At 68.9% G+C, this 23,593-nt stretch carries 21 protein-coding genes; 14 read left to right on the forward strand and 7 right to left on the reverse strand.

From position 1 onward, the window contains the following. The 4 genes from ABB55_RS30310 to proB form a co-directional block, all read right to left on the reverse strand. A partial coding sequence (locus tag ABB55_RS30310; protein ID WP_160321207.1) for a hypothetical protein occupies nucleotides 1-438 on the reverse strand: 438 nt, incomplete at its 3' end. A gap of 139 nt (nucleotides 439-577) precedes the next feature. Further along, the gene (locus tag ABB55_RS10170; protein ID WP_054358706.1) at nucleotides 578-1,213 is read right to left on the reverse strand and encodes a nicotinate-nucleotide adenylyltransferase; all 636 of its coding nucleotides are present in this window, start codon (nucleotides 1,211-1,213) and stop codon (nucleotides 578-580) included. Continuing rightward, the gene (locus ABB55_RS10175) at nucleotides 1,210-2,499 is read right to left on the reverse strand and encodes a glutamate-5-semialdehyde dehydrogenase (RefSeq protein WP_054358707.1); all 1,290 of its coding nucleotides are present in this window, start codon (nucleotides 2,497-2,499) and stop codon (nucleotides 1,210-1,212) included. The genes ABB55_RS10170 and ABB55_RS10175 overlap by 4 nt, the downstream gene beginning before the upstream one ends. After that, complete coding sequence (gene proB, locus ABB55_RS10180) at nucleotides 2,496-3,614, reverse strand: glutamate 5-kinase (protein ID WP_083463513.1); 1,119 nt, start codon at nucleotides 3,612-3,614, stop codon at nucleotides 2,496-2,498. The genes ABB55_RS10175 and proB overlap by 4 nt, the downstream gene beginning before the upstream one ends. Before the next feature lie 208 nt (nucleotides 3,615-3,822). Between proB and ABB55_RS10185 the strand changes: the two genes are divergently transcribed. Next, nucleotides 3,823-4,290, forward strand: coding sequence for a DUF3806 domain-containing protein (locus ABB55_RS10185; RefSeq protein ID WP_054358709.1), 468 nt, complete (start codon nucleotides 3,823-3,825; stop codon nucleotides 4,288-4,290). A gap of 3 nt (nucleotides 4,291-4,293) precedes the next feature. Here the strand turns inward: ABB55_RS10185 and ABB55_RS10190 are convergent, their stop codons facing one another. Further along, the gene (locus ABB55_RS10190; protein WP_054358710.1) at nucleotides 4,294-4,680 is read right to left on the reverse strand and encodes a hypothetical protein; all 387 of its coding nucleotides are present in this window, start codon (nucleotides 4,678-4,680) and stop codon (nucleotides 4,294-4,296) included. 243 nt (nucleotides 4,681-4,923) lie between these two features. On the opposite strand from ABB55_RS10190, the gene ABB55_RS10195 reads away from it, so the two are divergent. From ABB55_RS10195 to leuB, 7 genes are all read left to right on the forward strand, one after another. Then, nucleotides 4,924-5,262 carry a ribbon-helix-helix domain-containing protein gene (locus tag ABB55_RS10195; protein WP_054358711.1) on the forward strand — a complete coding sequence of 113 codons (339 nt, stop codon included), beginning with the start codon at nucleotides 4,924-4,926 and terminating at the stop codon, nucleotides 5,260-5,262. 102 nt (nucleotides 5,263-5,364) lie between these two features. After that, nucleotides 5,365-5,775, forward strand: a complete 411-nt coding sequence (locus tag ABB55_RS10200; RefSeq protein WP_244472015.1) for a c-type cytochrome — start codon at nucleotides 5,365-5,367, stop codon at nucleotides 5,773-5,775. A gap of 42 nt (nucleotides 5,776-5,817) precedes the next feature. Continuing rightward, entirely contained in the window at nucleotides 5,818-6,213 is a 396-nt protein-coding gene (locus ABB55_RS10205) for a VOC family protein (protein ID WP_054358713.1), read from the forward strand. A gap of 47 nt (nucleotides 6,214-6,260) precedes the next feature. Beyond that, nucleotides 6,261-6,809 (forward strand): gluconate 2-dehydrogenase subunit 3 family protein, encoded by a 549-nt coding sequence (locus ABB55_RS10210; RefSeq protein ID WP_054358714.1) that lies wholly within the window; start codon nucleotides 6,261-6,263, stop codon nucleotides 6,807-6,809. A 20-nt stretch (nucleotides 6,810-6,829) separates the two neighbouring features. Further along, complete coding sequence (locus ABB55_RS10215) at nucleotides 6,830-8,401, forward strand: GMC family oxidoreductase (RefSeq protein WP_054358715.1); 1,572 nt, start codon at nucleotides 6,830-6,832, stop codon at nucleotides 8,399-8,401. Between the two features lie 163 nt (nucleotides 8,402-8,564). Continuing rightward, a complete protein-coding gene (locus tag ABB55_RS10220) occupies nucleotides 8,565-9,248 on the forward strand; it encodes a carbonic anhydrase (RefSeq protein WP_054358716.1) in 684 nt (227 codons plus the stop codon). Between the two features lie 187 nt (nucleotides 9,249-9,435). Next, nucleotides 9,436-10,548 carry a 3-isopropylmalate dehydrogenase gene (gene leuB, locus ABB55_RS10225; RefSeq protein ID WP_054358717.1) on the forward strand — a complete coding sequence of 371 codons (1,113 nt, stop codon included), beginning with the start codon at nucleotides 9,436-9,438 and terminating at the stop codon, nucleotides 10,546-10,548. A gap of 57 nt (nucleotides 10,549-10,605) precedes the next feature. Here the strand turns inward: leuB and ABB55_RS10230 are convergent, their stop codons facing one another. Beyond that, entirely contained in the window at nucleotides 10,606-12,144 is a 1,539-nt protein-coding gene (locus ABB55_RS10230) for a carboxypeptidase-like regulatory domain-containing protein (RefSeq protein ID WP_054358718.1), read from the reverse strand. Nucleotides 12,145-12,456: 312 nt separating this feature from the next. Between ABB55_RS10230 and ABB55_RS10235 the strand changes: the two genes are divergently transcribed. The 3 genes from ABB55_RS10235 to ABB55_RS10245 are packed head-to-tail and all read left to right on the forward strand — an operon-like array spanning nucleotide 12,457 to nucleotide 19,302. After that, complete coding sequence (locus ABB55_RS10235; RefSeq protein WP_054358719.1) at nucleotides 12,457-15,771, forward strand: transglutaminase family protein; 3,315 nt, start codon at nucleotides 12,457-12,459, stop codon at nucleotides 15,769-15,771. A gap of 13 nt (nucleotides 15,772-15,784) precedes the next feature. Further along, nucleotides 15,785-18,382 carry a circularly permuted type 2 ATP-grasp protein gene (locus ABB55_RS10240; RefSeq protein WP_244472016.1) on the forward strand — a complete coding sequence of 866 codons (2,598 nt, stop codon included), beginning with the start codon at nucleotides 15,785-15,787 and terminating at the stop codon, nucleotides 18,380-18,382. Next, nucleotides 18,379-19,302, forward strand: coding sequence for a transglutaminase family protein (locus tag ABB55_RS10245; RefSeq protein WP_054358720.1), 924 nt, complete (start codon nucleotides 18,379-18,381; stop codon nucleotides 19,300-19,302). The genes ABB55_RS10240 and ABB55_RS10245 overlap by 4 nt, the downstream gene beginning before the upstream one ends. Before the next feature lie 120 nt (nucleotides 19,303-19,422). Here ABB55_RS10245 and ABB55_RS10250 read toward each other — a convergent pair whose 3' ends face one another. Continuing rightward, a complete protein-coding gene (locus ABB55_RS10250; protein ID WP_054358721.1) occupies nucleotides 19,423-20,343 on the reverse strand; it encodes an aminotransferase class IV in 921 nt (306 codons plus the stop codon). 354 nt (nucleotides 20,344-20,697) lie between these two features. On the opposite strand from ABB55_RS10250, the gene ABB55_RS10255 reads away from it, so the two are divergent. From ABB55_RS10255 to ABB55_RS10265, 3 genes are all read left to right on the forward strand, one after another. Then, nucleotides 20,698-21,453 carry a YjbE family putative metal transport protein gene (locus ABB55_RS10255; RefSeq protein ID WP_054358722.1) on the forward strand — a complete coding sequence of 252 codons (756 nt, stop codon included), beginning with the start codon at nucleotides 20,698-20,700 and terminating at the stop codon, nucleotides 21,451-21,453. A gap of 287 nt (nucleotides 21,454-21,740) precedes the next feature. After that, nucleotides 21,741-22,481 (forward strand): ATP-binding cassette domain-containing protein, encoded by a 741-nt coding sequence (locus ABB55_RS10260; RefSeq protein ID WP_054358723.1) that lies wholly within the window; start codon nucleotides 21,741-21,743, stop codon nucleotides 22,479-22,481. Continuing rightward, entirely contained in the window at nucleotides 22,481-23,554 is a 1,074-nt protein-coding gene (locus ABB55_RS10265; RefSeq protein WP_054358724.1) for an ABC transporter permease, read from the forward strand. The genes ABB55_RS10260 and ABB55_RS10265 overlap by 1 nt, the downstream gene beginning before the upstream one ends. The last annotated feature ends 39 nt before the right edge of the window (nucleotides 23,555-23,593 follow it).

Below are 23,593 nucleotides of genomic sequence, written 5' to 3' on the forward strand. Positions count from 1 at the left end.
ATTATTTGTCAGCTCATCCGCGCAGATCCAGATCAGTCTGGCTACCTCCAATGCTTCCACAGAATCCTGAAGGATGCGCTGTTCACTGTCAATCACCACCCCGCCCGTAGTAGATGCGAAAGCGGACGCAAAGGCATATGCGATTGCAAATGCTTCCAGATCTCCAGCGAAATACAGATTAGCCACTTTGTCGAATTTCTGGTCGAAGCCGACCTTGGCCCAGTTTTCGATCTGGCGAATTTCCTCAAGTCCACCCAGCTTGAATGCGGCACCCGATGGCCGCCCGACACGCCGCACGGGTAGATAACCAGAGTGAACTTCAAATGTTACCAGATCTTCGATCAAGGAAAGCTCAAATCCATTTTTCTCCAAAACCGCCTGCACGTCAAAAACACCAGGAACGGAACCGCAGAATACGATATGGACTGACATCGACATGAAAAACACCTTCACTTAACGAGAAATGCAATAATAGTCTCTCCCATCCAGCGCTGCGCAACGCTTTCAACCGAAGGTAAACCCAAGATCACGGAATGGCAGCTGCAAAAGTGCAGATCGGCATCTCCGGTATCCGCCCCTACCGCACGCCCGCGCGGCGCAGGGCGGTGGAGGACAGGGGCGAGCGCGGGGCGTGCAGGAAGGTCCAGACGGGGGGCGGCGCGTCCAGGATCGAGGCGGCCTCGTGTTCGGGGATGCGGCGGCCGGCGAGCGCCCGGGCGGCAGGGCTCGACAGGGCCGCGAGGGTGTGGCCGGGCCGGTCGACGATCGCGATCGGCACCGCGTCGGCGATGCGACGCCAGTGCTGCCAGCGATGGAACGCGCCGAGATTGTCGGCGCCCATGATCCAGACGAAACGGACCGCCGGCAGGCAGGCGGTCAGCCGGCGCACCGTCTCCCAGCTGAAGGGCGAGCCGAAGCCGGCCTCCAGGCCGGTCACGACCACGCGCGGATGGCGCACCAGGGCGCGCGCGGCCTCGATGCGGGCGGCGAGCGGGGGCAATCCGGCACGGTTCTTCAAGGGGTTGCCGGGCGTGACCATCATCCAGACCCGGTCCAGGCGGAGCCGTTCCAGCGCCGTCTCGACGACGTGGAGATGGCCCTGGTGCGGCGGATCGAACGAGCCGCCGAACAGGCCGACGCGCAGGCCGGCGACGACCGGCGGCACCTTGAGGTCCTCGGGGCGCGGCTCCGGCGTGGCGCCGTCCGGGGTCACGGACGGACCTGACCCGTGCCGGTGACGCGATACTTGAACGAGCACAGCTGCTCGACGCCGACCGGCCCGCGCGCGTGCATCTTGCCGGTGGCGATGCCGATCTCCGCCCCCATGCCGAATTCGCCGCCGTCGGCGAACTGGGTCGAGGCGTTCCAGAGCAGGATGGCGGAATCGATCTCGGCCATGAAGCGCGCCGCCGCGGCCGGATCGTCGGTGACGATCGCGTCGGTATGGTGCGAGCCGTAATGGCCGACATGGTCGATCGCCGCGTCGAGGCCGTCGACCACCTTCACGGCGATGATCGCGTCGAGATACTCGGTCGACCAGTCGGCCTCCTCGGCCGCGTCCACTTCCGGGCACAGCCGGCGCGTCGCCGCATCGCCGCGGATGCGGCAGCCGGCCGCCCGGAGAGCCGCGACCAGCACCGGCAGATGCGTCTCGGCCACGGCGGCGTCGACCAGCAGGGTCTCGGCCGCGCCGCAGATGCCCGTGCGGCGCATCTTGGCGTTGACCACGATCGCCTGCGCCATGGCGAGATCGGCCGCGGCATGGACGTAGACGTGGCAGTTGCCGTCCAGATGCGCGAAGATCGGCACGCGTGCCTCGTCCTGCACGCGCGCCACCAGGCTCTTGCCGCCGCGCGGCACGATCACGTCGATGGCGCCGTCGAGCCCGCGCAGCATGGCGCCGACCGCAGCCCGGTCGCGGGTCGGCACGAGCTGGATCGCATCCACCGGCAGGCCGGCCTCGTGCAGGCCCTCGCGCAGGGCGGCGACGATCGCCGAGGACGAGCGGAAGCCGTCCGAGCCGCCGCGCAGGATGGCCGCATTGCCGCTCTTCAGGCACAGCGCGCCGGCATCCGCCGTCACGTTCGGGCGGCTCTCGTAGATGATCCCGATCACGCCGAGCGGCGTCGCGACGCGCTCGATGACGAGGCCGTTCGGGCGGGTCCAGCCGGCCAGCACGCGGCCGACCGGATCGGCGAGCGCGGCGATCTCCTCGATGCCGCGCGCCATCGCCTCGACGCGCGCCGGATTGAGGGTCAGCCGGTCGAGGAAGCTGGCGGCAAGCCCGTCGCGAACCGCAGTGGCGACATCCTCGGCATTGGCGGCCAGGATCGCCGGGGCGGCCGCCCGGATCTGCGCGGCCATCGCGGCCAGCGCGGCATTCTTGACGGCCGTCGGCGCGATCGCGAGCACCCGTGCGGCGCCGCGGGCACGGCGGCCGATCTCGCGCATGGTCTCCTCGACCGTCGAGCCTTCGATCACGCGGGCTTCCAGCATCATTCGCCCCTCAGGACCATGTCGTCGCGGTGGATCATCACCGTGCGACCCGTATAGCCGAGAACCGCCTCGATTTCATGGGTCTTGCGTCCCAGCATGGCAGCCGCGTCGTCGGCATCGAAGGCGACGAGGCCGCGGCCGAGCTGTTCGCCGCCCGGGCCGAGGATCAGGACCGCGTCGCCGCGCGCGAAGCGGCCCTCGACGCGGGTGCAGCCGGCCGGCAGCAGGCTCTTGCCGCGCCGCAGCGCCCCGGCCGCGCCGGCATCGACATGGACCGTGCCGCGCGCGTCGAGCGAGCCGGCGATCCACTTCTTGCGTGCCGTCACCGGGCTGCCCTGGCCGAGGAACCAGGTCGCGGTCGCGCCGGCATCGATGGAGCCGAGCGGGTTCAGCCGCTTGCCGAGCGTGATGATCATCGCCGTGCCGGCATCGGTGGCGATCTTGCCGGCCTCGATCTTGGTCTTCATGCCGCCGCGCGACAGTTCCGAGCCGGCCCCGCCGGCCATGGCCTCGATCTCGGGCGTGATCCGCTCCACGACCGGGATCAGCCTCGCGTTCGGATCGTCGTTGGGCGGGGCGGTGTAGAGGCCGTCGATGTCGGACAGCAGCACCAGGAGATCGGCGCCGATCATGGTGGCGACGCGCGCGGCCAGGCGGTCGTTGTCGCCGTAGCGGATCTCGGTGGTGGCGACGGTGTCGTTCTCGTTGATCACCGGCACGGCGCGGCGCTCCAGGAGCACCGACAGGGTGGCGCGGGCGTTCAGATAGCGCCGGCGGCTTTCCGTGTCGTCGAGGGTCAGGAGCACCTGCGCGGCCGTGAAGCCGTGGGCGCCGAGCACTTCCGAATAGGCCCGCGCCAGCGCGATCTGGCCGACGGCAGCGGCCGCCTGGCTTTCGGCCAGCTGCAGCGCGCCCTTCGGCAGGCCGAGACGACCCCGTCCGAGCGCGATGGCGCCCGAGGAAACCAGGATCACCTCCGCGCCGCCCTTCATCAGACCGGCCACGTCGTCGGCGAGGCTTTCCAGCCACGGCTGCTTCAGGGCGCCGGTGGCACGGTCGACCAGCAGGGCGGAGCCGATCTTGACGACGATGCGGCGGTGGTCGCGGAGGGCGGGCATGGGTTTCTGGCCGGTTCTGAAAGGGGTCCTCCGCATAGACGCGATTGCGCGGCGGGGCAACCGGGGCGAGGCCGGCTGCGGCAGATCGGCAGAACGGTCGCCGCCCGTCCAAACCTCATCCGGCGGGCCTTCGCGTGGCTCCGCGCTTTATCGGAGGTTGCACCTGCGCTAGCCTGTCGATCGAGAGAAACGGCCTGGGCACGCCGCCATGACCTTGATCATCCGCCGTCTGACCCCGGCCGACCGGCCCGTTCTGGAAATGCTCTGGCGCACGGCCGCCGACAAGACTGCGACCGCGTTGCCCGGGGCCCGCCTGATGCGACAGCCGACCGATCTGGCGATCCTCCAGTCCCTGATCGACGATCCGATCACGAGGGCGGCCGTGTCCGCAGCCGCGGAAGCCTTCGCGATTGCCTTCGGCGAGGTACTGATCGCCCTGGAGGCCCGCATTAAGCACGGCATTCCGCTGCAGTGGTGCGTGGTGATCGACGAATACGGCACGCATTTCGCGATCAAGCATGTCGAATTCGATGCCTTGATCCGCATTAATTATGCGCTCGAAAACAGTTTGGAATATGGCGGCGCCTTCGAGGTCGCGAGGCTGTTCTCCAATCTGGTGACGATCATTGACGAGGAAGTCGAACAGGGCAACGCCCGGCGTTCGCCGAAAGACTGACGGCTACCGTTGCGCGGCCTGCGGCGTCAGTGTCTCGGTGCCGGCGCCGGACTGGTCGGCCGTGCTCCAGACGCCTTCGAGCGAGCCGTCCGGCTGGATGTGGTAGACGACGAGGCCGAACGAATGGCCGAGCGCATAGGCGGCCGAGAAGGCGTCGAGATTGCGCATGCAGATGCCGACCGAGGTGGCGCCGCCGGTCTCCCAGACGATGCGGCAATTGGTGCTGTCGGTCAGCGAGATGGTCGCCTTGCCGCGATAGGTCGTGCCGTCGAAATTGGTGCCCTTGACGGCATAGACGCCGCCGATCTCCTGGGCCGGGGCGGTGGCGGCGGGCAGCGCGAAGAGGATGGCGGCCGCTGCGGCCGGCGCCCGGAAGGCTCTGCGGAGCATGCCCGTCCCCTCCATGGATGACGCTTTGACACCGCCATGACCCTGCGGAGGCTCCGGGAAGCCTTCCGGGATGGGTCCGCGCGGCCGGACCACCGGCGCCTTCCCTAGAGCTACCCCTTTTTCGTTTCGCCGGTATTGCGTCCGCGATCCTCCTCAGAAAGGCCAGTAGTGTCCGGCGGCGTCTGCGCATAAAGTATGAGGCGACACCCGACGTCAGATCGGGTGCGCCCTGGGAGGAACCGAATGTGCCAGATTTTCGCGAGCCTGCCGCCGGCGACCTACGCATTCCAGACCCGGTCCGTCCGGCTCGGCGGCCACGCCACCTCGATCCGTCTCGAACTGCGCTTCTGGCAGATTCTCGAGGAGATCGCGGACCAGCAGGGCGTCACGCTGCCGAAGTTCCTGACCAAGCTGCATGACGAGATCCTCGACCGGCATGGCGAGGTGGCCAATTTCGCCTCGCTGCTGCGCTGCGCCTGCCTCACCTATCTGGCCGAGATCCGCGGCCGCGACGAGGCCGAGGCCGCGCTCGTCGTCGAGGCACGTCGGGATTTCCGCTACCCGCTCGCGGCGGCCGAATAGCGCGCTTGTAGTATAGACCTACCACCCGCTCCGCCGGCGAACGCCTACACTCCCTCCAGAAGCCACGAAGATCCGCAAACGGATCCGCTGGAGGAAGCGCACTTGTTCCGTACCAGGAAGACTGCAGCCTTTGCGGTTGCGGCAACGATGTTCCTTGCCCAGGCGACCGCCGTCCTTGTCCTGACGGTCCCGACCCGCGCCGACGACCTTGAGGCCGCCAAGGCCCAGTTCCTGAAGAGCTGTGGAACCTGTCACAGCGTCGAGCCGGGCGCCGCGCCGCGCCAGGGTCCCAATCTCCACGGCGTGATCGGACGCAAGGCCGGAACCCTGCCCGGCTTCGCCTATTCCCCCGCACTGCAGTCCTGGGGCGAGGTCTGGACCGAGGATCTGCTCGAACCCTGGATCACCAACGCCCAGCTGACCCGGCCCGGCACCGTCATGAACTACCGCCAGGCCGACGAAGAGAAGCGCAAGCTGATCATCCGGTATCTGAAATCCCTGTCGGCGATGTGATCGCGCGGCAGCCCGGCACGGCTCCCAGTCCAAGAGGATGGCATGGCGAAGGCAATCCACATGATGATCCGGGTCCTCGAAGAGGCCCGATCCGTCGCATTCTACGGTCAGGCTTTCGGCCTCGCGGTCGCCGACCGGTTCGACTTCGACGGCTTCACGCTCGTCTACCTGCGCAATGCCGAGAATGATTTCGAAGTCGAACTGACGATCAATCACGGCCGCACCGAGCCCTATGACCTCGGCACCGGCTACGGCCATGTCGCCTTCGCGGTGGCCGATCTCGACGCCGAGCATGCCCGTTTCGTCGCGGCCGGACTGAATCCCAATCCGATCAAGGAGTTCCACCGCGACGGCGGCCTGATGGCCCGCTTCTTCTTCGTCCAGGATCCGGACGGCTACAAGATCGAGGTGCTGCAGACCCACGGACGCTACCGCTGATACCGGCCGGCGGGAGGCCGGCCGATCGACACTCGGGAGGAACGCGAATGACCAAGCGCGATGAACTGCCGGCCCCGGACAAGAAGGGCCTCAGCCGACGCAATTTCCTGCTGACCGGCACCGCTGCCGCCATCGTGGTCAAGGGCGGGGCGATCTTCTGCCCCACCGAGGCCTGGGCGCTGGAGGCGCAGGCCCTGAAGCCGACCACGCTCCGGACCCTGATCCGGATGGCCCGCGACATCTATCCGCATGACCGGCTCGCCGACCGCTTCTACGCGGTCGCCGTCAAGGGCTTCGACACCGATGCGGCCAGGGACGCCGGCGCCAAGGCGCTGGTCGAGGAGGGCATTGCCGGCCTCGACGCCAAGGCCAAGGCCGCCCATGGCGTCGGCTATGCGGATGTCGGCTGGGAGGCCGACCGCGTGGCGATCCTGAAGGGCATGGAGAAGGACAGCTTCTTCCAGAAGGTGCGCGGCACCCTGGTGGTCAGCCTCTACAACCAGAAGGAAGTCTGGCCGCTCTTCGGCTACGAGGGCGAATCCGCTTCCAAGGGCGGTTACATCAACCGCGGCTTCAACGACATCGCCTGGCTCTGACCGGCAGGGAGGACAACCCCATGGCTGCACCCTTCAAGCTCGACGACGACAGCGTCGTCGTGGTGATCGGCTCCGGCGCCGGCGGCGGCACGCTGGCGACCGACCTCGCCCTCAAGGGCATCAAGGTCGTCTGCCTTGAGGCGGGCGGACGGCACGAGATCGAGGATTTCGAGAACGACGAATGGTCGAACTTCTCGAAGATCTCGTGGCTCGACCCGCGCACCACCTCCGGATCCTGGCGCGTGGCGCGCGATTTCCCGGGCCTTCCGGCCTGGATCGTGCGCGCCGTCGGCGGCTCGACCATCCACTGGGCCGGCGCCTCGCTGCGCTTCCAGGAGCATGAGTTCAAGGCCCGGACGACCTATGGCGAGATCGCCGGCGCCAACCTGCTCGACTGGCCGGTGACGCTCGCCGAAATGGAGCCGTGGTACGAGAAGGCCGAGAACCGGATGGGCACCACCCGGACCCACGGCATTCCCGGCCTGCCCGGCAACAACAACTACAAGGTGTTCGAAGCCGGCGCCAAGAAGCTCGGCTACAAGACCGTCTCGACCGGCAACATGTCGATCAACTCGCAGCCCCGCGACGGCCGCGGCGCCTGCCAGCAGATCGGCTTCTGCTTCCAGGGCTGCAAGTCGGGCGCCAAGTGGTCGACGCTCTATTCGGAAATCCCGAAGGGCGAGGCGACCGGTAACCTGGAGGTCCGGCCGAACAGCCACGTGCTGAAGATCGAGCACGACGCCTCCGGCAAGGTGACGGCGGTGGTCTATGCCGACAAGTCCGGCACGGTCCAGCGCCAGAAGGCGCGCATCGTGGCGGTGGCCGGCAACTCGATCGAGACGCCGCGGCTGTTGCTCAACTCCGCCTCCAACCAGTTCCCGAACGGCCTGGCCAATTCGTCCGGCCAGGTCGGGCGCAACTACATGCGCCACCTGACCGCCTCGGTCTATGCCGTGTTCGAGAAGCCGGTGAAGATGTGGCGCGGCACCACCATGGCGGGGATCATCAAGGACGAGTCCGTCCACGATCCGAAGCGCGGCTTTGCGGCCGGCTACGAGATGGAGACGCTCTCGCTCGGCCTGCCCTTCATGGCGGCGTTCCTGGATCCGGGCGGCTGGGGCCGGTCTTTCACCTCGGCCATGGACGGCTACGAGAACATGGCCGGCATGTGGATCGTCGGCGAGGACATGCCGCAGGAGAAGAACGGCATCACCCTGCATGCCACCCAGAAGGACAAGTACGGGATGCCGGTCCCGAACGTGCATTTCGACGACCATCCCAACGACATCGCCATGCGCAACCACGCCTGGAAGCAGGGCGCGGCGGTCTATGACGCGGTCGGTGCGGTGCGGACCTTCCCGACCCCGCCCTATCCGTCGACCCACAATCTCGGCACCTGTCGCATGTCGGCCAATGCGCGCGACGGCGTCTGCAACAAATACGGCCAGACGCATGACGTGAAGAACCTGTTCATCTCCGACGGCAGCCAGTTCACCAGCGGCGCCTCCGAAAACCCGACCCTGACGATCGTGGCGCTCGCCACCCGGCAGGCCGAGTATATCGCCGCCGAAATGGGCAAGAAGAACATCTGACCCTCTCCGCGCACCTTGCGACCGGCGTCGGCACCCCCGGCGCCGGTCGTCCTTTCGGGCTATAGGAAAAGTCTCTCCGGGACCGTGACAGATCGCTGCGCCGCACCATCTAGTCTCGCCGCGGCTGCGATTTCATGCGATCGAACGGAACGGAGGGCCTGCCATGCTGCCAACGCGACTTCTCCACGGGTATCGGAATTTCCGGTCGGGCCGGTACACGGTCGAGCACGAACGCTATCGCCATCTGGCCGAGGCCGGCCAGAAGCCCGAGACCATGATCATCGCCTGCTGCGACAGCCGCGCCGCGCCCGAACTGATCTTCGACGCGCCGCCCGGCGATCTCTTCGTCGTGCGCAACGTGGCCAACCTGGTGCCGCCCTATACTCCGGACGGCGAGCACCACGGCACTTCGGCCGCGCTCGAATTCGCCGTCATGGCGCTCAGGGTCAAGACCATCGTGGTCATGGGCCATGGCCGCTGCGGCGGCATCGCGGCCGCGCTCAACGAGAATGCCGAGCCGCTCTCGCCCGGCGACTTCATCGGCAAGTGGATTTCGCTGCTCGAGCAACCCGTCGCCGAATGCGCCTGCCATCAGGGCCTCGCGCCCGACCAGCGCCGCCTGCTCCTGGAGCGCATCTCGATCCGGCACTCGCTGAACAACCTGCGCAGCTTCCCTTGCGTCAATACCCTGGAAAGCCGCGGCAAGCTCGCCCTGCATGGGGCCTGGTTCGACATCAGCCTGGGCGAACTGCATGTCTATGACGAGGCCGCCGATCAATGGCACGCGCTCGGCGATGCCGCGCCGGACGACACCGGCGCCGCGCGGGTCGCCATGCCGGCCGGCTGACGCGGGCGGAACAGGTCGCGGGCCGGCCCGGGCCGGCTCGGGCCGCCGAGCCGGTCGGTACCTATTCGTACCGTCGCCTGGCCGGCATGCCGAACGTTGCCGCCCTTGAGGACGCTTGCTAAAGAACGCCGCTCGTTCCGGCTCCGCCCCGACGCGTCCCGGCCACCCAGACCCTGCGAGGAACCCCATGGCGTCCCACAATCTCCTTCTCCTGCCCGGCGACGGGATCGGCCCCGAGATCATGGGAGAGGCCAAGGGCATTCTGAACTGGTTCGGCAAGCGCGGCATCGCGTCCTTCGAGACCGAAACGGCGCTGGTCGGCGGCGCCTCCTATGATGCCTGCGGCAAGGCCATCTCCGAGGAGACGATGAAGCTCGCCGACCAGGCCGACGCGGTCCTGTTCGGCGCGGTCGGCGGCCCGAAGTGGGACGGCGTGCCCTACGACGCCCGTCCGGAAGCCGGGCTGCTGCGCCTGCGCAAGGATCTCGGCCTGTTCGCCAACCTGCGCCCGGCCATCTGCTATCCGGCGCTCGCCGACGCCTCCTCGCTGAAGCGCGACGTGGTCGAGGGCCTCGACATCCTGATCCTGCGCGAACTGACCGGCGGCGTCTATTTCGGCGAGCCGAAGGAGATCGTCACGCTGGAGAACGGCGAGAAGCGCGCGGTCGACACCCAGCTCTACACGACCCACGAAATCGAGCGCATCGCCCGCGTCGCCTTCGATCTCGCCCGCACCCGGCGCAACAAGGTCTCCTCGGCCGAGAAGCGCAACGTCATGAAGTCCGGCGTGCTGTGGAACCAGGTCGTCACCAAGATCGGCAAGGAAGAATATCCGGACGTGCAGCTCGAGCACGTGCTCGCCGACAACTGCGCCATGCAGCTCGTGCGCTGGCCGAAGCAGTATGACGTGATCGTCTGCGACAACCTGTTCGGCGACATCCTGTCCGACGTGGCCGCCATGCTGACCGGCTCGCTCGGCATGCTGCCCTCCGCCTCGCTCGGCGCACCCGACCCGAGCACCGGCCAGCGCAAGTCGCTCTACGAGCCGGTGCACGGTTCGGCGCCGGACATCGCCGGCCGCAGCCTCGCCAATCCGATCGCCATGATCGCCTCGGTCGGCATGGCGCTGCGCTACTCCTTCGGCCTCGGCGAGGCCGCCGACCTGCTCGACAAGGCCATCGCCAACGTGCTGGCCACCGGCACCCGCACCAAGGACATCGCCGAGAAGGGCTCCAACGCGGTCAGCACCCAGGAGATGGGCGCCGCCATCCTCAAGGAACTGGAGAGCCTCGCCCGCTGATCCGCGGCGAGCGACCCGTTCCCGATATCGACGGGCCGATCCTCGGATCGGCCCGTTTCATTTGACGGTGACCGGCACGCGTTCGATCACCGCATCGGCCGTGCCCGGGCGGCCATAGACATAGACGAGGTCGTAGCGGCCGGGTTTCGAGGGCGCGGGCACTTCGAATTCGGTCCGGTTGCGCACGTCGTGAAGCGCGTCGGTGCCGAAGCGCGGCAGGGGAACGCCGGCCGGCAGGAAGCCGACCTTGTCGAAGAACAGGGCCTTCATGGCGAAGGTGACCGGCAGCGTCCCGCCGCGCGCGACCTCGCCGGCAACATCGCCGAAGGCCCGTCCGGTGACGGTGACGGTCTTGCGGGCCAGGACGATGCCGTCCGAAAAGGTCACCAGCCGCGCCTCGTAGCGCCCCTCCGGTGCGGGGAAGCGTTCGGTGTTGCCCTTGATGGCTTCGGCGACCATGCGGGTGGGGCGACCGGACTTGTCGAGCGCCCAGAGCTCGATCGAGATGCCGCTCGGCCCGGCCAGTTCGGGCTTGATCCGCTCGCCGAGAGAAATGGCGTCCGGCAGTCCGACCACGTAGGTCCTGGCGGCGACCGAAAGCTCGCGCTCGGCCAGCACGTCCTTCTCGTTCGCCTCGACCGAAACGACGACGCGGTAGCGACCCGCCAGCGGCGGCGCCGTCAGCCTGTAGCGCCGGGCGGTCTCGCCGCCGCCGACGACCGCCTCGCCTCGGTCGTAGACCCGCGCACCGTCATCGGCCTTACGTCCGAGCAGTTCCGGCGATCTGGCGGCGAGACCCGACCGTCCGCGCACGGTCACCTCGAAGCTGTCGCCAGCGGTCACCGAACCCGGCACGTCGAGGGCGATGTCCGGCTTTCCGACCCGGATCGGCCATTCGGCGAGCGTCACGCGCGGCGCGCAGGTCATGTAGACGATCCGGTAGGCGCCCGGTTCGGACGGTAGCGCCACCTCGCCCTGCCCGATCTCGTTCGGCCAGACCTCGCGGATCAGCGCGCTGCCTGGATCGGCCTTGAGGCCATAGATCCCCTCGCTGAAGCCGGTCAGCGGCACCGAAACCACCGCCCCGCCCGGCGCGGCGGCTTCCACCGCGACCGGCGCGATGGCCGGAAGGGTGCGGTCGAGCTTGACGGTGACGGCGGGCGTCGCTCCAGGGCCGACGCGGAACCGGGCGGTGCCCCAGGCGATCGCCTTGCCCGGCAGCACGGCATTGACCACATAGGGCCCCTCCGGCAGCGCGACCGTGCCGGCCTCGTCGTCGACGACGAAACGGGGCAGATCCTTGTCCTGGTAGAGCACGCCGATCCGGGCGCCGCGCACCGGCTTGCCGTCGGCGCCGACCACCCGGACGGTCACCGGCTTGCGCGGCTTCTCGCCGAGATGGTCGCGCAACGCCGCGTCGAGCACGGCCAGCGGCAGGAACAGTCCGGTCAGCAGCACCGGCAGGTCGTGGCGCCGCTCGAGCGGCAGGAACGAGCCCGCACAGGGAAAGCCCGTTTCGGCCGCGCCGGCGGTGCGGATCGAAACGGATGTCAGGGCGGCGACGAGGCCGACGGCGAGGCGGGACAGGATTCGCACAGAGAAACCCTTCGTGAGAGGCGGCCGCCATGGGAGCGCGAACCTGCCGCTCCGGCAAGACCCGGCGGATCCCTAACGGCATTTGTCATCGGCGCGGCCCAGCGGATGCGCGGCCTCGCCGATCGCATGGCTGCAAGACCCGAATCCCAGGGAGCCGTTGCCGTTCCGCCACGGGCGGCGGTCGCATGGCGCCGCCCAAAGTGAAGGCTTTGCATACCGTTGCCCAGGAACTAGGCTAAAGGTTCGGATCCCTTCGGGGCCCCGCTTCGATCGGGGCCGATGCCTCAGCCGAGACAGCCAGCGAGCCCGACATTGGCCATCCTGACCGCCCTTCACCACGTCACCGCCTACCGCTACGACCGGCCGGTCACCCTCGGCCCGCAGGTCATCCGGCTGCGCCCGGCACCGCATTCGCGCACGCGCGTGCCGAGCTATTCGCTGAAGGTCGTGCCCGAACAGCATTTCATCAACTGGCAGCAGGATCCGCACGGCAACTGGCTGGCGCGCCTGGTCTTCCCGGAGAAGACGACGGAGTTCCGCATCGAGGTCGACCTGCTCGCGGAGATGGCGGTCTATAATCCGTTCGACTTCTTCGTCGAGAGCTATGCCGAGAAGTACCCCTTCGCCTACACGCCCGAACTGGCGGTGGAACTGGCGCCCTATCTGGTCACCGAGCCGACCGGGCCGGAATTCGAGGCCTATCTGGCGGGCATCGATCGCGGCGAAATGCCGATCGTCGACTTCCTGGTCGCCGTCAACCAGCGCCTGTCGCAGGACATCCGCTATGTGATCCGGATGGAACCGGGCGTCCAGGAGCCGAACGACACGCTGACGCTCGCCTCCGGCTCGTGCCGCGACACCGGCTGGCTGCTGGTCCAGCTTCTGCGCCGGCTCGGCCTCGCCGCCCGCTTCGTCTCCGGCTACCTGATCCAGCTCAAGGCCGACATCGCGGCGCTCGACGGCCCGTCCGGCACCGATCACGACTTCACCGACCTGCATGCCTGGTGCGAGGTCTATATTCCGGGCGCCGGCTGGGTCGGCCTCGACCCGACCTCCGGTCTGTTCGCCGGCGAGGGCCATATCCCGCTCGCCGGAACGCCGCACTACCGCTCCGCCGCACCGATCACCGGCACCGTCTCGGCCTATGGCGGCCAGGCCGAGGTCGAGTTCCATTTCGACATGCGGGTCACCCGCATCGCCGAGAAGCCGCGCGTCACGGCGCCCTTCTCGGACGATGCCTGGGCGGCCCTGGACGATCTCGGCCGCAAGGTCGACGCGGATCTGGTCAAGCACGACGTCCGCCTGACCATGGGCGGCGAGCCGACCTTCGTGTCGATCGACGACTACCAGTCGGCCGAGTGGAACACCGCCGCGGTCGGACCGACAAAGCGCGACCGGGCCGACGACCTGATCCGGCGCCTGCGCGAGCGCTTCGCGCCCGGCGGGTTCCTGCATTACGGCCAGGGCAAGTGGTATCCGGGCGAAAGCCTGCCGCGCTGGTCCTTCGCGCTCTATTGGCGCAAGGACGGCAAGCCGATCTGGCGCAATCCCGACCTGATCGCCCGCGAGGCCGGTCCGCGCAACGCCACCGTCGAGGCCGCCCAGAAGGTCTGCGCCGGCATTGCCGAGCGGCTCGACATCGGCGCCGACTACGTCATTCCGGCCTATGAGGATCCGGCGCACTGGATTCTGCGGGAGATCGAACTCCCCGACAACGTCACCACCGAGGACTCCAAGCTCGAAAACCCGGAGGACCGGCACCGCATCGCCAAGGTGTTCGAGCATGGTCTCGCCCGGCCGACCGGCTATGTGCTGCCCGTGCAGCGCTGGCAGGCGGCGGCCGGCACCGGCTGGTATTCGGAGAAGTGGCGGCTCAGGCGCCAGAAGCTGTTCCTGATCCCCGGCGACAGCCCGGTCGGCTACCGCCTGCCGATCGCCTCGCTGCCCTGGATCCCGCCGGCCAACTACCCCTACATCACCGAGCGCGACACCTTCCTGCAGCTGCCGCCGCTGCCCGATCCCGACGAACTGGCGCAGGTCTACAGCCGCTCGGAAGCCCCGACGCGCGCGACCCAGCGCTTCCTCGAGGAGATCGGCGCCAACCAGGTGCGCACCGCGATGACGGTCGAGCCGCGCGACGGCGTGCTGCATGTCTTCATGCCGCCGGTCTCCGCCCTCGACGACTATCTCGAACTCATCGCCGCCGTCGAGCTGACCGCCGCCACGGTCGGCGTGCCGGTTCATATCGAGGGCTATCCGCCGCCGTGGGATCCGCGCCTCGACGTGATCAAGGTGACGCCCGATCCCGGCGTCATTGAGGTCAACGTCCAGCCGGCCGGCACCTGGGACGAATGCGTCGCGATCACCACCGGCCTCTACGAGGATGCCCGGCACAGCCGGCTCGGCACCGAGAAGTTCATGGTCGACGGCCGCCACACCGGCACGGGCGGCGGCAACCATGTCGTGGTCGGCGCCCGTTTCCCCGTCGACAGTCCGTTCCTGCGCCGCCCCGATCTCCTGAAGAGCCTGGTGCTCTACTGGCAGCGCCGGCCCTCGCTGTCGTTCCTGTTCTCCGGCCTGTTCATCGGGCCGACCAGCCAGGCGCCGCGCATCGACGAGGCCCGCCACGACGCGCTCTACGAGCTGGAAATCGCGCTCGCCAACGTGCCGACGCCCTGGACCGGCAATCCGCCGCTGCCCTGGCTGACGGACCGGCTGTTCCGCAACCTGCTGACCGACGTGTCGGGCAACACGCACCGCACCGAGATCTGCATCGACAAGCTGTTCTCGCCCGACGGCCCGACCGGCCGGCTCGGACTGGTCGAGTTCCGCTCCTTCGAGATGCCGCCGGACGCCCGCATGAGCCTCGCCCAGCAGCTTCTGCTGCGGGCGATCATCGCCTGGCTGTGGCGGGAGCCGCAGGAGGGCGAATTCGCCCGCTGGGGCACGGCGCTGCACGACCGCTTCATGCTGCCGCATTTCGTCTGGGAGGATTTCCTCGGCGTCCTCGACGATCTGAACTGCGCCGGCTACGCCTTCGACCCGGTCTGGTTCGAGGCGCAGCGCGAGTTCCGCTTCCCCTTCTACGGCGCCGTCGAGCATGCCGGCGTGAAGCTGGAGATCCGCACCGCGCTGGAGCCCTGGCACGTCACCGGCGAGGAGGGCGCGGCGGGCGGCACGGTGCGCTATGTCGACAGCTCCACCGAACGCCTGCAGGTCAAGGCGGAGGGCCTCAATCCGGCGCGGCATGTGGTCACGGCCAATGGCCGCCGGGTGCCGATGACCTCGACCGGCCGCTCCGGCGAATTCGTGGCCGGCATCCGCTACAAGGCCTGGCAGCCGGCCTCGGGCATCCATCCGACCCTGCCGGTGAACGCGCCGCTGACCATCGACGTGCTCGACCGCTGGACCGGCCGGTCGCTCGGCGGCTGCGTCTATCATGTGGCGCATCCGGGCGGGCGCAACTACGATACCTTCCCGGTCAATTCCTACGAGGCCGAGGCGCGCCGGCTTGCCCGCTTCTTCGATCACGGCCATACACCGGGCTTCGCGGCCGTCCCGCCGGACGAGCGCAGCCTCGACTTCCCGCTGACGCTCGACCTGCGCCGTCCGCCGCCCCGCCTCTGAGGTTCCATTCGGAATGACCGAGACCGCCCAGCTCGAATTCGAGATGCGCTTCGCCGGGAGCGCAGGCGCTCCGGGAAGCGAGGCGGTGCGGGCGCTGATGGCCGGCTATCGCCCGGAGGCCGGCGTCCACGACGAGATGATGGCGGAGGACGGGCGCCCGCGCGCCCACTGGCTGCCTCTGCTCAATCTGCTCGCGGGGCTCGGTCCGAACGAGGTGCGCCGCCGCTTCGCGCTGGCCGACCGGCATCTGGCCGATGCCGGCGTGGTCTACCGGGTCTATGGCGACGAGACCGGGGCCGAGCGGCCCTGGCCGCTGTCGCATCTGCCGCTCGTCCTCGCCGAGACCGACTGGTCGACCCTCGCCGCCGGCGTCGTCCAGCGCGCCGAGCTTCTGGAAGCGATCCTGGCCGATCTCTACGGCCCCGCCGACCTTGTCCGCCAAGGTCACCTGCCGGCCGCGCTGGTCGCCGGAAACGGGGAGTTCCTGCGTCCCCTGGTGGGGGTGAAACCGGCCGGCGGCCATCATCTGCATGTCTTCGCCGCCGACGTGACGCGCGGACCGGACGGCCGCTGGTGGGTGCTCGGCGACCGCACGCAGGCGCCCTCGGGCGCCGGCTACGCCATCGAGAACCGGATCGCCCTGTCGTCGCGCGGCCTGCCGGACGTGTTCCGGGCGCTCAGGATCGAACGGCTGACGCGCTTCTTCCAGGCGCTGCGCTCCGGCCTCGCCAAGGCGTCCGGCCGCGACGAGCCGCGCATCGCCCTGCTGTCGCCCGGCCCGGCCAACGAAACCTATTTCGAGCATGCCTATCTGGCCCGCGTGCTCGGCTTCCTGCTGGTCGAGGGCGGCGACCTGTCGGTGCGCGGCGATCAGGTCTGGCTGCGGACCGTGGAGGGTCCGATCCGTGCCGACGTGATCCTGCGCCGGCTGGATGCCGATTTCGCCGACCCGCTCGAACTCAACGCCCATTCGCGCATCGGCGTGCCCGGCCTGATGCAGGCGGTGCGCGCCGGGACGGTGGTGATCGCCAATGCGCTCGGCGCCGGACTGGTCGAGGCACCCGCCCTGATGCCGTTCCTGCCGGCGCTGTCCCGGCACCTGCTTGGCGAAGACCTGCGCCTGTCCAACCTCGCCACCTGGTGGTGCGGCGATCCGGACGCGCGCGCCGCCGTGATCGGCGACATCCGCGCCAAGGCGCTCGCACCCGCCTTCGGCCGCACCTTGCGCGGCACGCTCGACAATATGGGCGTCAACGGCGCCGACCTGTCGCCGGAGGACCTGAAGCGGCTGATCGCCGCCATGGAGCGGCGCGGCACCGATTTCGTCGGCCAGGAGCCGGTGCGGCTGGCCACGACGCCGGTCTTCGAGCGCGGGCGGCTGCAGCCGCGTCCCTTCGCGCTGCGCGTCTTCGCCGTGCGCGGACCGGACGGCTGGACGGTCATGCCGGGTGGCCTCTGCCGCATTTCCGACCGGCCGGACGCGCGCGCCCTGTCGATGCAGCGCGGCGGCCGCTCGGCCGACGTCTGGGTCGCCACCGGCGCCGCCCCGGAGCCGAGCCTTCTGGTGCCGGACCCCGATCAGGTCGAAATCCGGCGCGATACCGGTGCCCTGCCGAGCCGGGCCGCCGACAATCTCTACTGGCTCGGCCGCTATCTGGAGCGCACCGAGGCCACCCTGCGGCTCGCCCGCAGCCTCGCCGGACAGACCAGCGACGACGGCCCGGATACCGGCGACGGCCCCTCCACCCGCCATGTCGCCGATCTCCTGGCCGCCTGGGGGGCGACGCCGTTCGGGCTCGACGACTATGCCGAGATCGTGCGCGAGGCGCTCGGCGGCACCTCGGTCGGCGCCGCACCGCAGCTGGCGCGCGAGGCCCGCCGCACCGCTTCCGTGGTGCGCGACCGGCTGTCGCCGGATGCCTGGCGAGCGCTGGCCGATCTGACCGCCGTCTTCCCCCGGCCGTCGTCGGAGCGCAACGAGACGGTCGGCGATGTCGACCGCGACGGCGACGAGGACGAGGCGGACCTGTTCGCCGCCGCAGACCTGGGCCTGCGAACCATCGCGGCCTTTACCGGCCTCGCCCACGAGAACATGTACCGGCCGTCCGGCTGGCGGTTCCTCGACATGGGCGCGCGCATCGAGCGGGCGATCGCGGTCGCGCGCTACGCCCGGCGCCTGGCGGAGCCGGAGGCCGGCTCGAACCTTCTGATCCGGCTCCTGGAACTGACCGACAGCCAGATCGTGCACCGCGCCCGCTACATTTCCGGGCCCTCGGTGAAGACCGTCCTCGACCTGGTCCTGCTCGACGAGACCCATCCGCGCTCCGCCGCCTTCCAGCTGGATCGCCTGGTCGAGCATCTGACGCATCTGTCCAGCCGCCATGACGGCCGCGCCGACGACGCCGCGCGCGCCGCCCTGCGCCTCGCCGCCCTGCTGAAATCCGCCGATCCGGCGGAGTTCGACGCGGACATGATCATGGATGTCGAGATCCGCCTGATGAAGCTCTCCGACGCGATCACGCGCCGCTACTTCGGCGAAAGCGCCGGCGAGGAGCCCGCCGACGAGATCGGCCCGGGCGGCGGATCGATGGGGGAGACCGGCGGCCCATGATCTACGAGGTCACCCATGTCACGCGGTATCACTATCGCGCGACGGTCCCGGTCACGCGCAACATGCTGCACCTGACCCCTGTCGACCGGCCCGGCCAGCGCGTGCTGGCGACCAGTCTCGTGGTCGACCCGCGGCCGGCCGAGCGCAGCGAAGGCGTCGACTTCTTCGGCAACCGGACGACCCGGATCACGCTGCGCACCCCGCACGCCTTCCTGGAGATCCATGCCGCCTCGACCGTGTCGGTGGTCGCCCGCGATCTCCCCCGGCCGGGCAGCACGCCGACCTGGGAGACCATCGCCGATCTCGCCGCGACCGGCTTCAGCCTCGCTCCGGAGGATCCGGTCCACTATGTCTTCCCGAGCCGCTCGGTCCCGCTCGTCGACGAGGCGACGACCTATGCGGCGCGCTCCTTCCCGCCCGGCCGGCGCATCCTCGACGGCGCGGTCGAGCTCAATCGCCGGATCCGGTCCGACTTCGCCTATGACCCGACCGCCACGGACGTGACCACTCCGGTCGCCAAGGTGTTCGCCGGGCGGCGCGGCGTGTGCCAGGATTTCGCCCATGCGATGATCTCCGGCCTGCGCGGCCTCGGCCTGCCGGCCCGGTACGTGTCGGGCTACCTGCGGACCGAGCCGCCGCCCGGCCGTCCCCGTCTGGCCGGTGCGGATGCCACCCATGCCTGGGTCGAGATCTGGTGCGGCCCCGCGGAAGGCTGGATCGGCCTCGATCCGACCAACGCCATCGCGGCCGGCGACAGCCACGTGGTGCTGGCCGTCGGGCGGGACTATGCCGACGTCTCGCCGGTCGACGGCGTGATCGTCTATTCCGGCCCGCAGGGCCTCTCGGTCGGCGTCGATGTGGTCGAGGTCGACCCGGCCCGCACCAATCCCCGCGTCCTGGCCCCGAAGCGCGCCGAGTAGGCCCAGCCTCCGGCGCGCCGGAGGCTGCCCATATCCGCCCCCTACTGCGACCGCCGCCTGCCGGTGCCCGGGGCCGCGCCGGGCGGCAGCCGGCTGCGGCCGAGCCCGGCGGTCGGCCGATCAGGCCTCGATCACGCCGGCATCCTCGTCCATCAGGTCGGCATAGTGCCGGCGCAGGCGGGCGGTGACCGGTCCCGGCAGGGCGGTCGGCAGGTCGCGGCCGTCGATGCGGCGGATCGGGGTCAGCCCGCCGAAGGTGCCGGTCACGAAGGCCTCGTCGGCATCGTAGACCTCGGCGAGGGTGAAGTTGCCGAGCCGGATCGGCACGCCGTGGCGCTCGCACAGTTCGATGACATGGGCGCGCGTGATGCCGTTGAAGCAATAGGCGCCGGACGAGGTCCGGACCTCGCCGTTCGTGACGAAGAAGAAATTGGTCGCGTTGCAGCTCGACACGAAGCCGTGCGGATCGAGCATCAGCGCCTCGTCGGCGCCGGCCTTGATGGCCTGGATCAGCGCCTGGATCAGGTTCAGGCGGCTGTGCGAGTTGAGCCGCATGTCGAACATGTCGGGCGGCGAGCAGCGGATCGTCGAGGTGAACAGCGACAGGCCGGTCCTGGCCAGTTCGGGCGACGGCAGCTTGTACTCGGCCGCGATGGCGATCGTGGCCTTCGAAATGGTGTGGCGCGGGTCCTGGTTCGGCGTCTTCTTCAGGCCGCGCGTGACCATCAGGCGGATATGCACGCCGTCCGACATGCCGTTCTCGGCCAGCATCCGGTCGAGTTCGGCGGCGAGCTCCGCCTTGGCCATGCCGATATCCATGTCGATCGACTTCGCGCCGGCATAGAGGCGGTCGAAATGCCGGTCGGCGAACACGACGGTGCCCTTGTGCAGGCGGAACCCCTCCCAGACGCCGTCGCCGAGAACGTAGCCGGCGTCGAAGATCGAGACCTTGGCCTCGGCGCGCGGAACCAGGGCGCCGTTCAGGTAGATTTTCACATGTTCATTGCGCGGATCGGCGGCGTAGTCCTGGCTTCCGGCCATGTCGGCTCCTGACGGATAGGATGCGGCACCCGCCGCGGGAAGGTTTCACAAGATGACGAAAAGCTGTCATGACATGACAGAAAGCTGACCAAGTGTGACGAATAGCTGACAGCACGAACGCATCGGCGGATCTGGAACATGAAATGCCAGAACCACCCAGTAAACCGTTTGCGACCGACTGCCCGATCGGCTACCGGTGGATCGAGGTCGACGTCCCCATTCCCGATCGCCCACGGCCCTGCCGGGGCGGTTCGGAGTGGGGAATCCGACCGCAACCAGCCGATCCCGACGTCCCGTCCGCAGACGGGACGAACGGGTTATGCGCTTCACTGTCCAGCGGCTCAAGGATCGCCCATGTTTCAGGACTTCTATCCCGAGCTGATCGCGCTCGCCAACGTCATCTTCATCAACGTCGTCCTCTCCGGCGACAATGCCATCGTGGTCGGCATGGCCGCCGCGGCGGTGCATCCGTCGATCCGCAAGAAGGTCATCCTGTGGGGCATCGGCGGCGCCGTCGTGCTGCGCATCATCTTCGCCCTGGTCGCCACCAAGCTGATGTCGATCGTCGGGCTGACGCTCGCCGGCGGCATCCTGCTGCTCTGGGTCTGCTGGAAGATGTACCGGGAGATCACCGAGACGGTGGAGGAGGAAGAGGCCGCGGTGACCATGGCCGAGCAGTCGCTGTCCGGAACCGAGGGCGCCGAGGTCGCGACCGCGGTCGGCGGGGCGGCCGTGGCCGGTGCGGTGGCGACGGAAGCCGCCGGCCAGGGCGCGAGCTTCATGGACGCGATGGTCCAGATCGTGGTCGCCGACGTGTCGATGTCGCTCGACAACGTGCTCGCCGTGGTCGGCGCCGCGGGCGAGCATGTCTGGGTGCTGGTGGTCGGCCTCCTGCTCTCGGTCGCCCTGATGGGCGCGGCCGCTACCTTGATCGCCCATCTGCTGACCCGCTACCGCTGGATCGCGTGGCTCGGCTTCTTCGTCATCTTCTACGTGGCGCTCAAGATGGTCTGGATGGGCGCCTACGAGGTCGCCTGCCACGGCAACACGGCGGCAGCCTGCGGCCAGGGCATGGGCCACTATCTGAAGGCCACCATTTTCGGCGGCTGACGCCCGGCCCCGGCGGGCCGGCATCGGAAGACCGGCAGTTATCCGACAAGGCCGCGATCGGGCTCCGATCGCGGCCTTGGTCGTTTTGGCGGCACCAGCTGAACGAGTACGTTCCGCTGAAGACACGCCTCGACGAGCTTCGTTAATTCCTCGGACATATGACAAGATTCAGACTTCCCAAAGATGCCGACCCGCGCATAAACTCGGAGGAATAGGCGTTGTCACGACCCCGGCCGAGCCGGGGCGATGGCAGCCCATCCGGGGAAACGGCCGTCGGGGAGGATGCGATGGCGTTGCTCGAGTTGAGCGGGATTTCGAAGAGTTTCGGACCGATCAAGGCCCTGTCGGATGTCGATTTCGCCGTCGGACGTGGCGAGATCGTCGGCCTGATGGGCGACAACGGCGCCGGCAAGTCGACCATGGTCAAGCTGATCGCCGGCAATTTCCCGCCGAGCGCCGGCCGGATCGTGCTCGATGGCGAGGCGGTGCAGTTCCACCGCCCGGTCGAGGCGCGCGAGAAGGGCATCGAGGTCGTCTACCAGGACCTCGCCATCTGCAACAACCTGTCCGCCGCCGCCAACGTCTTCCTCGGCCGGGAGCTCAAGCGCCGGGTCGGCCCGTTCCGCTTCCTCGACCACCGCGCCATGACGCGGCGGGCGGCGGAACTGTTCGCGGACCTGAAGTCCGAGACCCGCCCCGGCGACCTGGTGCACAAGATGTCCGGCGGCCAGCGCCAGGCGGTGGCCATCGCGCGCACCCGGCTCGCCGCCGCCAAGATCGTGCTGATGGACGAGCCGACCGCCGCCATCTCGATCCGGCAGGTGTCCGAGGTTCTCGACCTGATCCGCCGCCTGCGCGACCAGGGCATCGCCGTCATCCTGATCTCGCACCGCATGCCGGACGTGTTCTCGGTCTGCGACCGGGTCGTCGTGCTCCGGCGCGGCCGCAAGGTCGCCGACAAGCCGATCGCCCACTCGACGCCCGAGGAAGTCACCGCCCTGATCACCGGCGCGAAGGAGACGGCGTAATGGCTGAACCCGGACGCGTTCCCGGACTCGATCTCGACAATGTCGGCCGCGCATCCTGGTGGCAGCGCGGGCTGTTCGCCTCGCAATCGGCCTATGTCAGCCTCGCGCTGGTCGCGGTCGTGATCGGCATGTCGCTGGCCAGCCAGAACTTCCTGACCGCCGGCAACATCTCCAACGTGGCGCAGAACTTCTCGTTCATCGCCATCGCCACGCTCGGCATCACGCTGGTGATCATCACCGGCGGCATCGACCTCTCGGTCGGCTCGGTGATGTGCTTCGCGGCGATCATCTCGGCGATGACCATGACGGCCTTGTCGGACGGCTCGATCGCGCCCTGGCTGATCACAACCGTCGACGGCAAGCCGGCCGCGGCGGTGCCGGGGCTGATCGTGGCCCTGTCGATCCTGGCCGGGCTCGCCGTGTCGCTGGTGATCGGGCTCGCCAACGGCTTCGCCATCGCGCGGCTCGGCCTGTCGCCCTTCGTCACCACGCTCGGCATGCTGTCGATCGTGCGCGGGCTCTGCTACGTCGTCACCAACGGCCGCGGCAGCTTCCCGAGCGGGCCGGATGCCGACCTCTTCTACGCGATCACCGCCGGCCGGGTCGGCCCGCTGCCGATGTCCTTCGTCTATCTGGTCGGGCTGGCGATCGTCATGGCGATCGTGCTGCACCACACCGCCTGGGGCCGCCATGTCTTTGCACTCGGCGGCAACGAGAAGGCGGCGGAGCTGACCGGCGTGCCGGTCGGCCGGGTCAAGATCCAGGTCTATGTCCTCTCCGCGCTGGCTGCCGGCCTCAACGGCATCATCGTCTCCGGCTGGCTCGGCTCGGCGCCGGCCAACATGGCCAACAGCTACGAGCTCAACATCATCGCCGCGGCGGTGATCGGCGGCGCCAATCTGGCCGGCGGCATCGGCGGCCCGCTCGGCGCGATCGTCGGCTGCATCCTGCTCGAGGTCATCCGCAACGGACTGGTCCTGGCCCAGGTCAGCTCCTACTGGCAGCAGACCCTGGTCGGCTGCATCATCGTTCTCGCCGTCCTGGTCGACCGCCTGCGCACCCGCGGGCCGTGACCGGCTGCGTTCCTCCCTTTCGCATACCGGTCCGGCACC

It is taken from the genome of Prosthecodimorpha hirschii (assembly GCF_001305515.1).
Lineage (GTDB): Bacteria > Pseudomonadota > Alphaproteobacteria > Rhizobiales > Ancalomicrobiaceae > Prosthecodimorpha > Prosthecodimorpha hirschii.

Excerpts from the sequence above, each read along its gene's own strand:
- ABB55_RS10175 (WP_054358707.1), bottom strand. The coding sequence starts at position 2,499 with ATGATGCTGGAAGCCCGCGTGATCGAAGGCTCGACGGTCGAGGAGACC.
- proB (WP_083463513.1), bottom strand. The coding sequence starts at position 3,614 with ATGCCCGCCCTCCGCGACCACCGCCGCATCGTCGTCAAGATCGGCTCC.
- ABB55_RS10185 (WP_054358709.1), top strand. The coding sequence starts at position 3,823 with ATGACCTTGATCATCCGCCGTCTGACCCCGGCCGACCGGCCCGTTCTG.
- ABB55_RS10190 (WP_054358710.1), bottom strand. The coding sequence starts at position 4,680 with ATGCTCCGCAGAGCCTTCCGGGCGCCGGCCGCAGCGGCCGCCATCCTC.
- ABB55_RS10195 (WP_054358711.1), top strand. The coding sequence starts at position 4,924 with ATGTGCCAGATTTTCGCGAGCCTGCCGCCGGCGACCTACGCATTCCAG.
- ABB55_RS10205 (WP_054358713.1), top strand. The coding sequence starts at position 5,818 with ATGGCGAAGGCAATCCACATGATGATCCGGGTCCTCGAAGAGGCCCGA.
- ABB55_RS10210 (WP_054358714.1), top strand. The coding sequence starts at position 6,261 with ATGACCAAGCGCGATGAACTGCCGGCCCCGGACAAGAAGGGCCTCAGC.
- ABB55_RS10215 (WP_054358715.1), top strand. The coding sequence starts at position 6,830 with ATGGCTGCACCCTTCAAGCTCGACGACGACAGCGTCGTCGTGGTGATC.
- ABB55_RS10220 (WP_054358716.1), top strand. The coding sequence starts at position 8,565 with ATGCTGCCAACGCGACTTCTCCACGGGTATCGGAATTTCCGGTCGGGC.
- leuB (WP_054358717.1), top strand. The coding sequence starts at position 9,436 with ATGGCGTCCCACAATCTCCTTCTCCTGCCCGGCGACGGGATCGGCCCC.
- ABB55_RS10240 (WP_244472016.1), top strand. The coding sequence starts at position 15,785 with ATGACCGAGACCGCCCAGCTCGAATTCGAGATGCGCTTCGCCGGGAGC.
- ABB55_RS10245 (WP_054358720.1), top strand. The coding sequence starts at position 18,379 with ATGATCTACGAGGTCACCCATGTCACGCGGTATCACTATCGCGCGACG.
- ABB55_RS10250 (WP_054358721.1), bottom strand. The coding sequence starts at position 20,343 with ATGGCCGGAAGCCAGGACTACGCCGCCGATCCGCGCAATGAACATGTG.
- ABB55_RS10255 (WP_054358722.1), top strand. The coding sequence starts at position 20,698 with ATGTTTCAGGACTTCTATCCCGAGCTGATCGCGCTCGCCAACGTCATC.
- ABB55_RS10260 (WP_054358723.1), top strand. The coding sequence starts at position 21,741 with ATGGCGTTGCTCGAGTTGAGCGGGATTTCGAAGAGTTTCGGACCGATC.
- ABB55_RS10265 (WP_054358724.1), top strand. The coding sequence starts at position 22,481 with ATGGCTGAACCCGGACGCGTTCCCGGACTCGATCTCGACAATGTCGGC.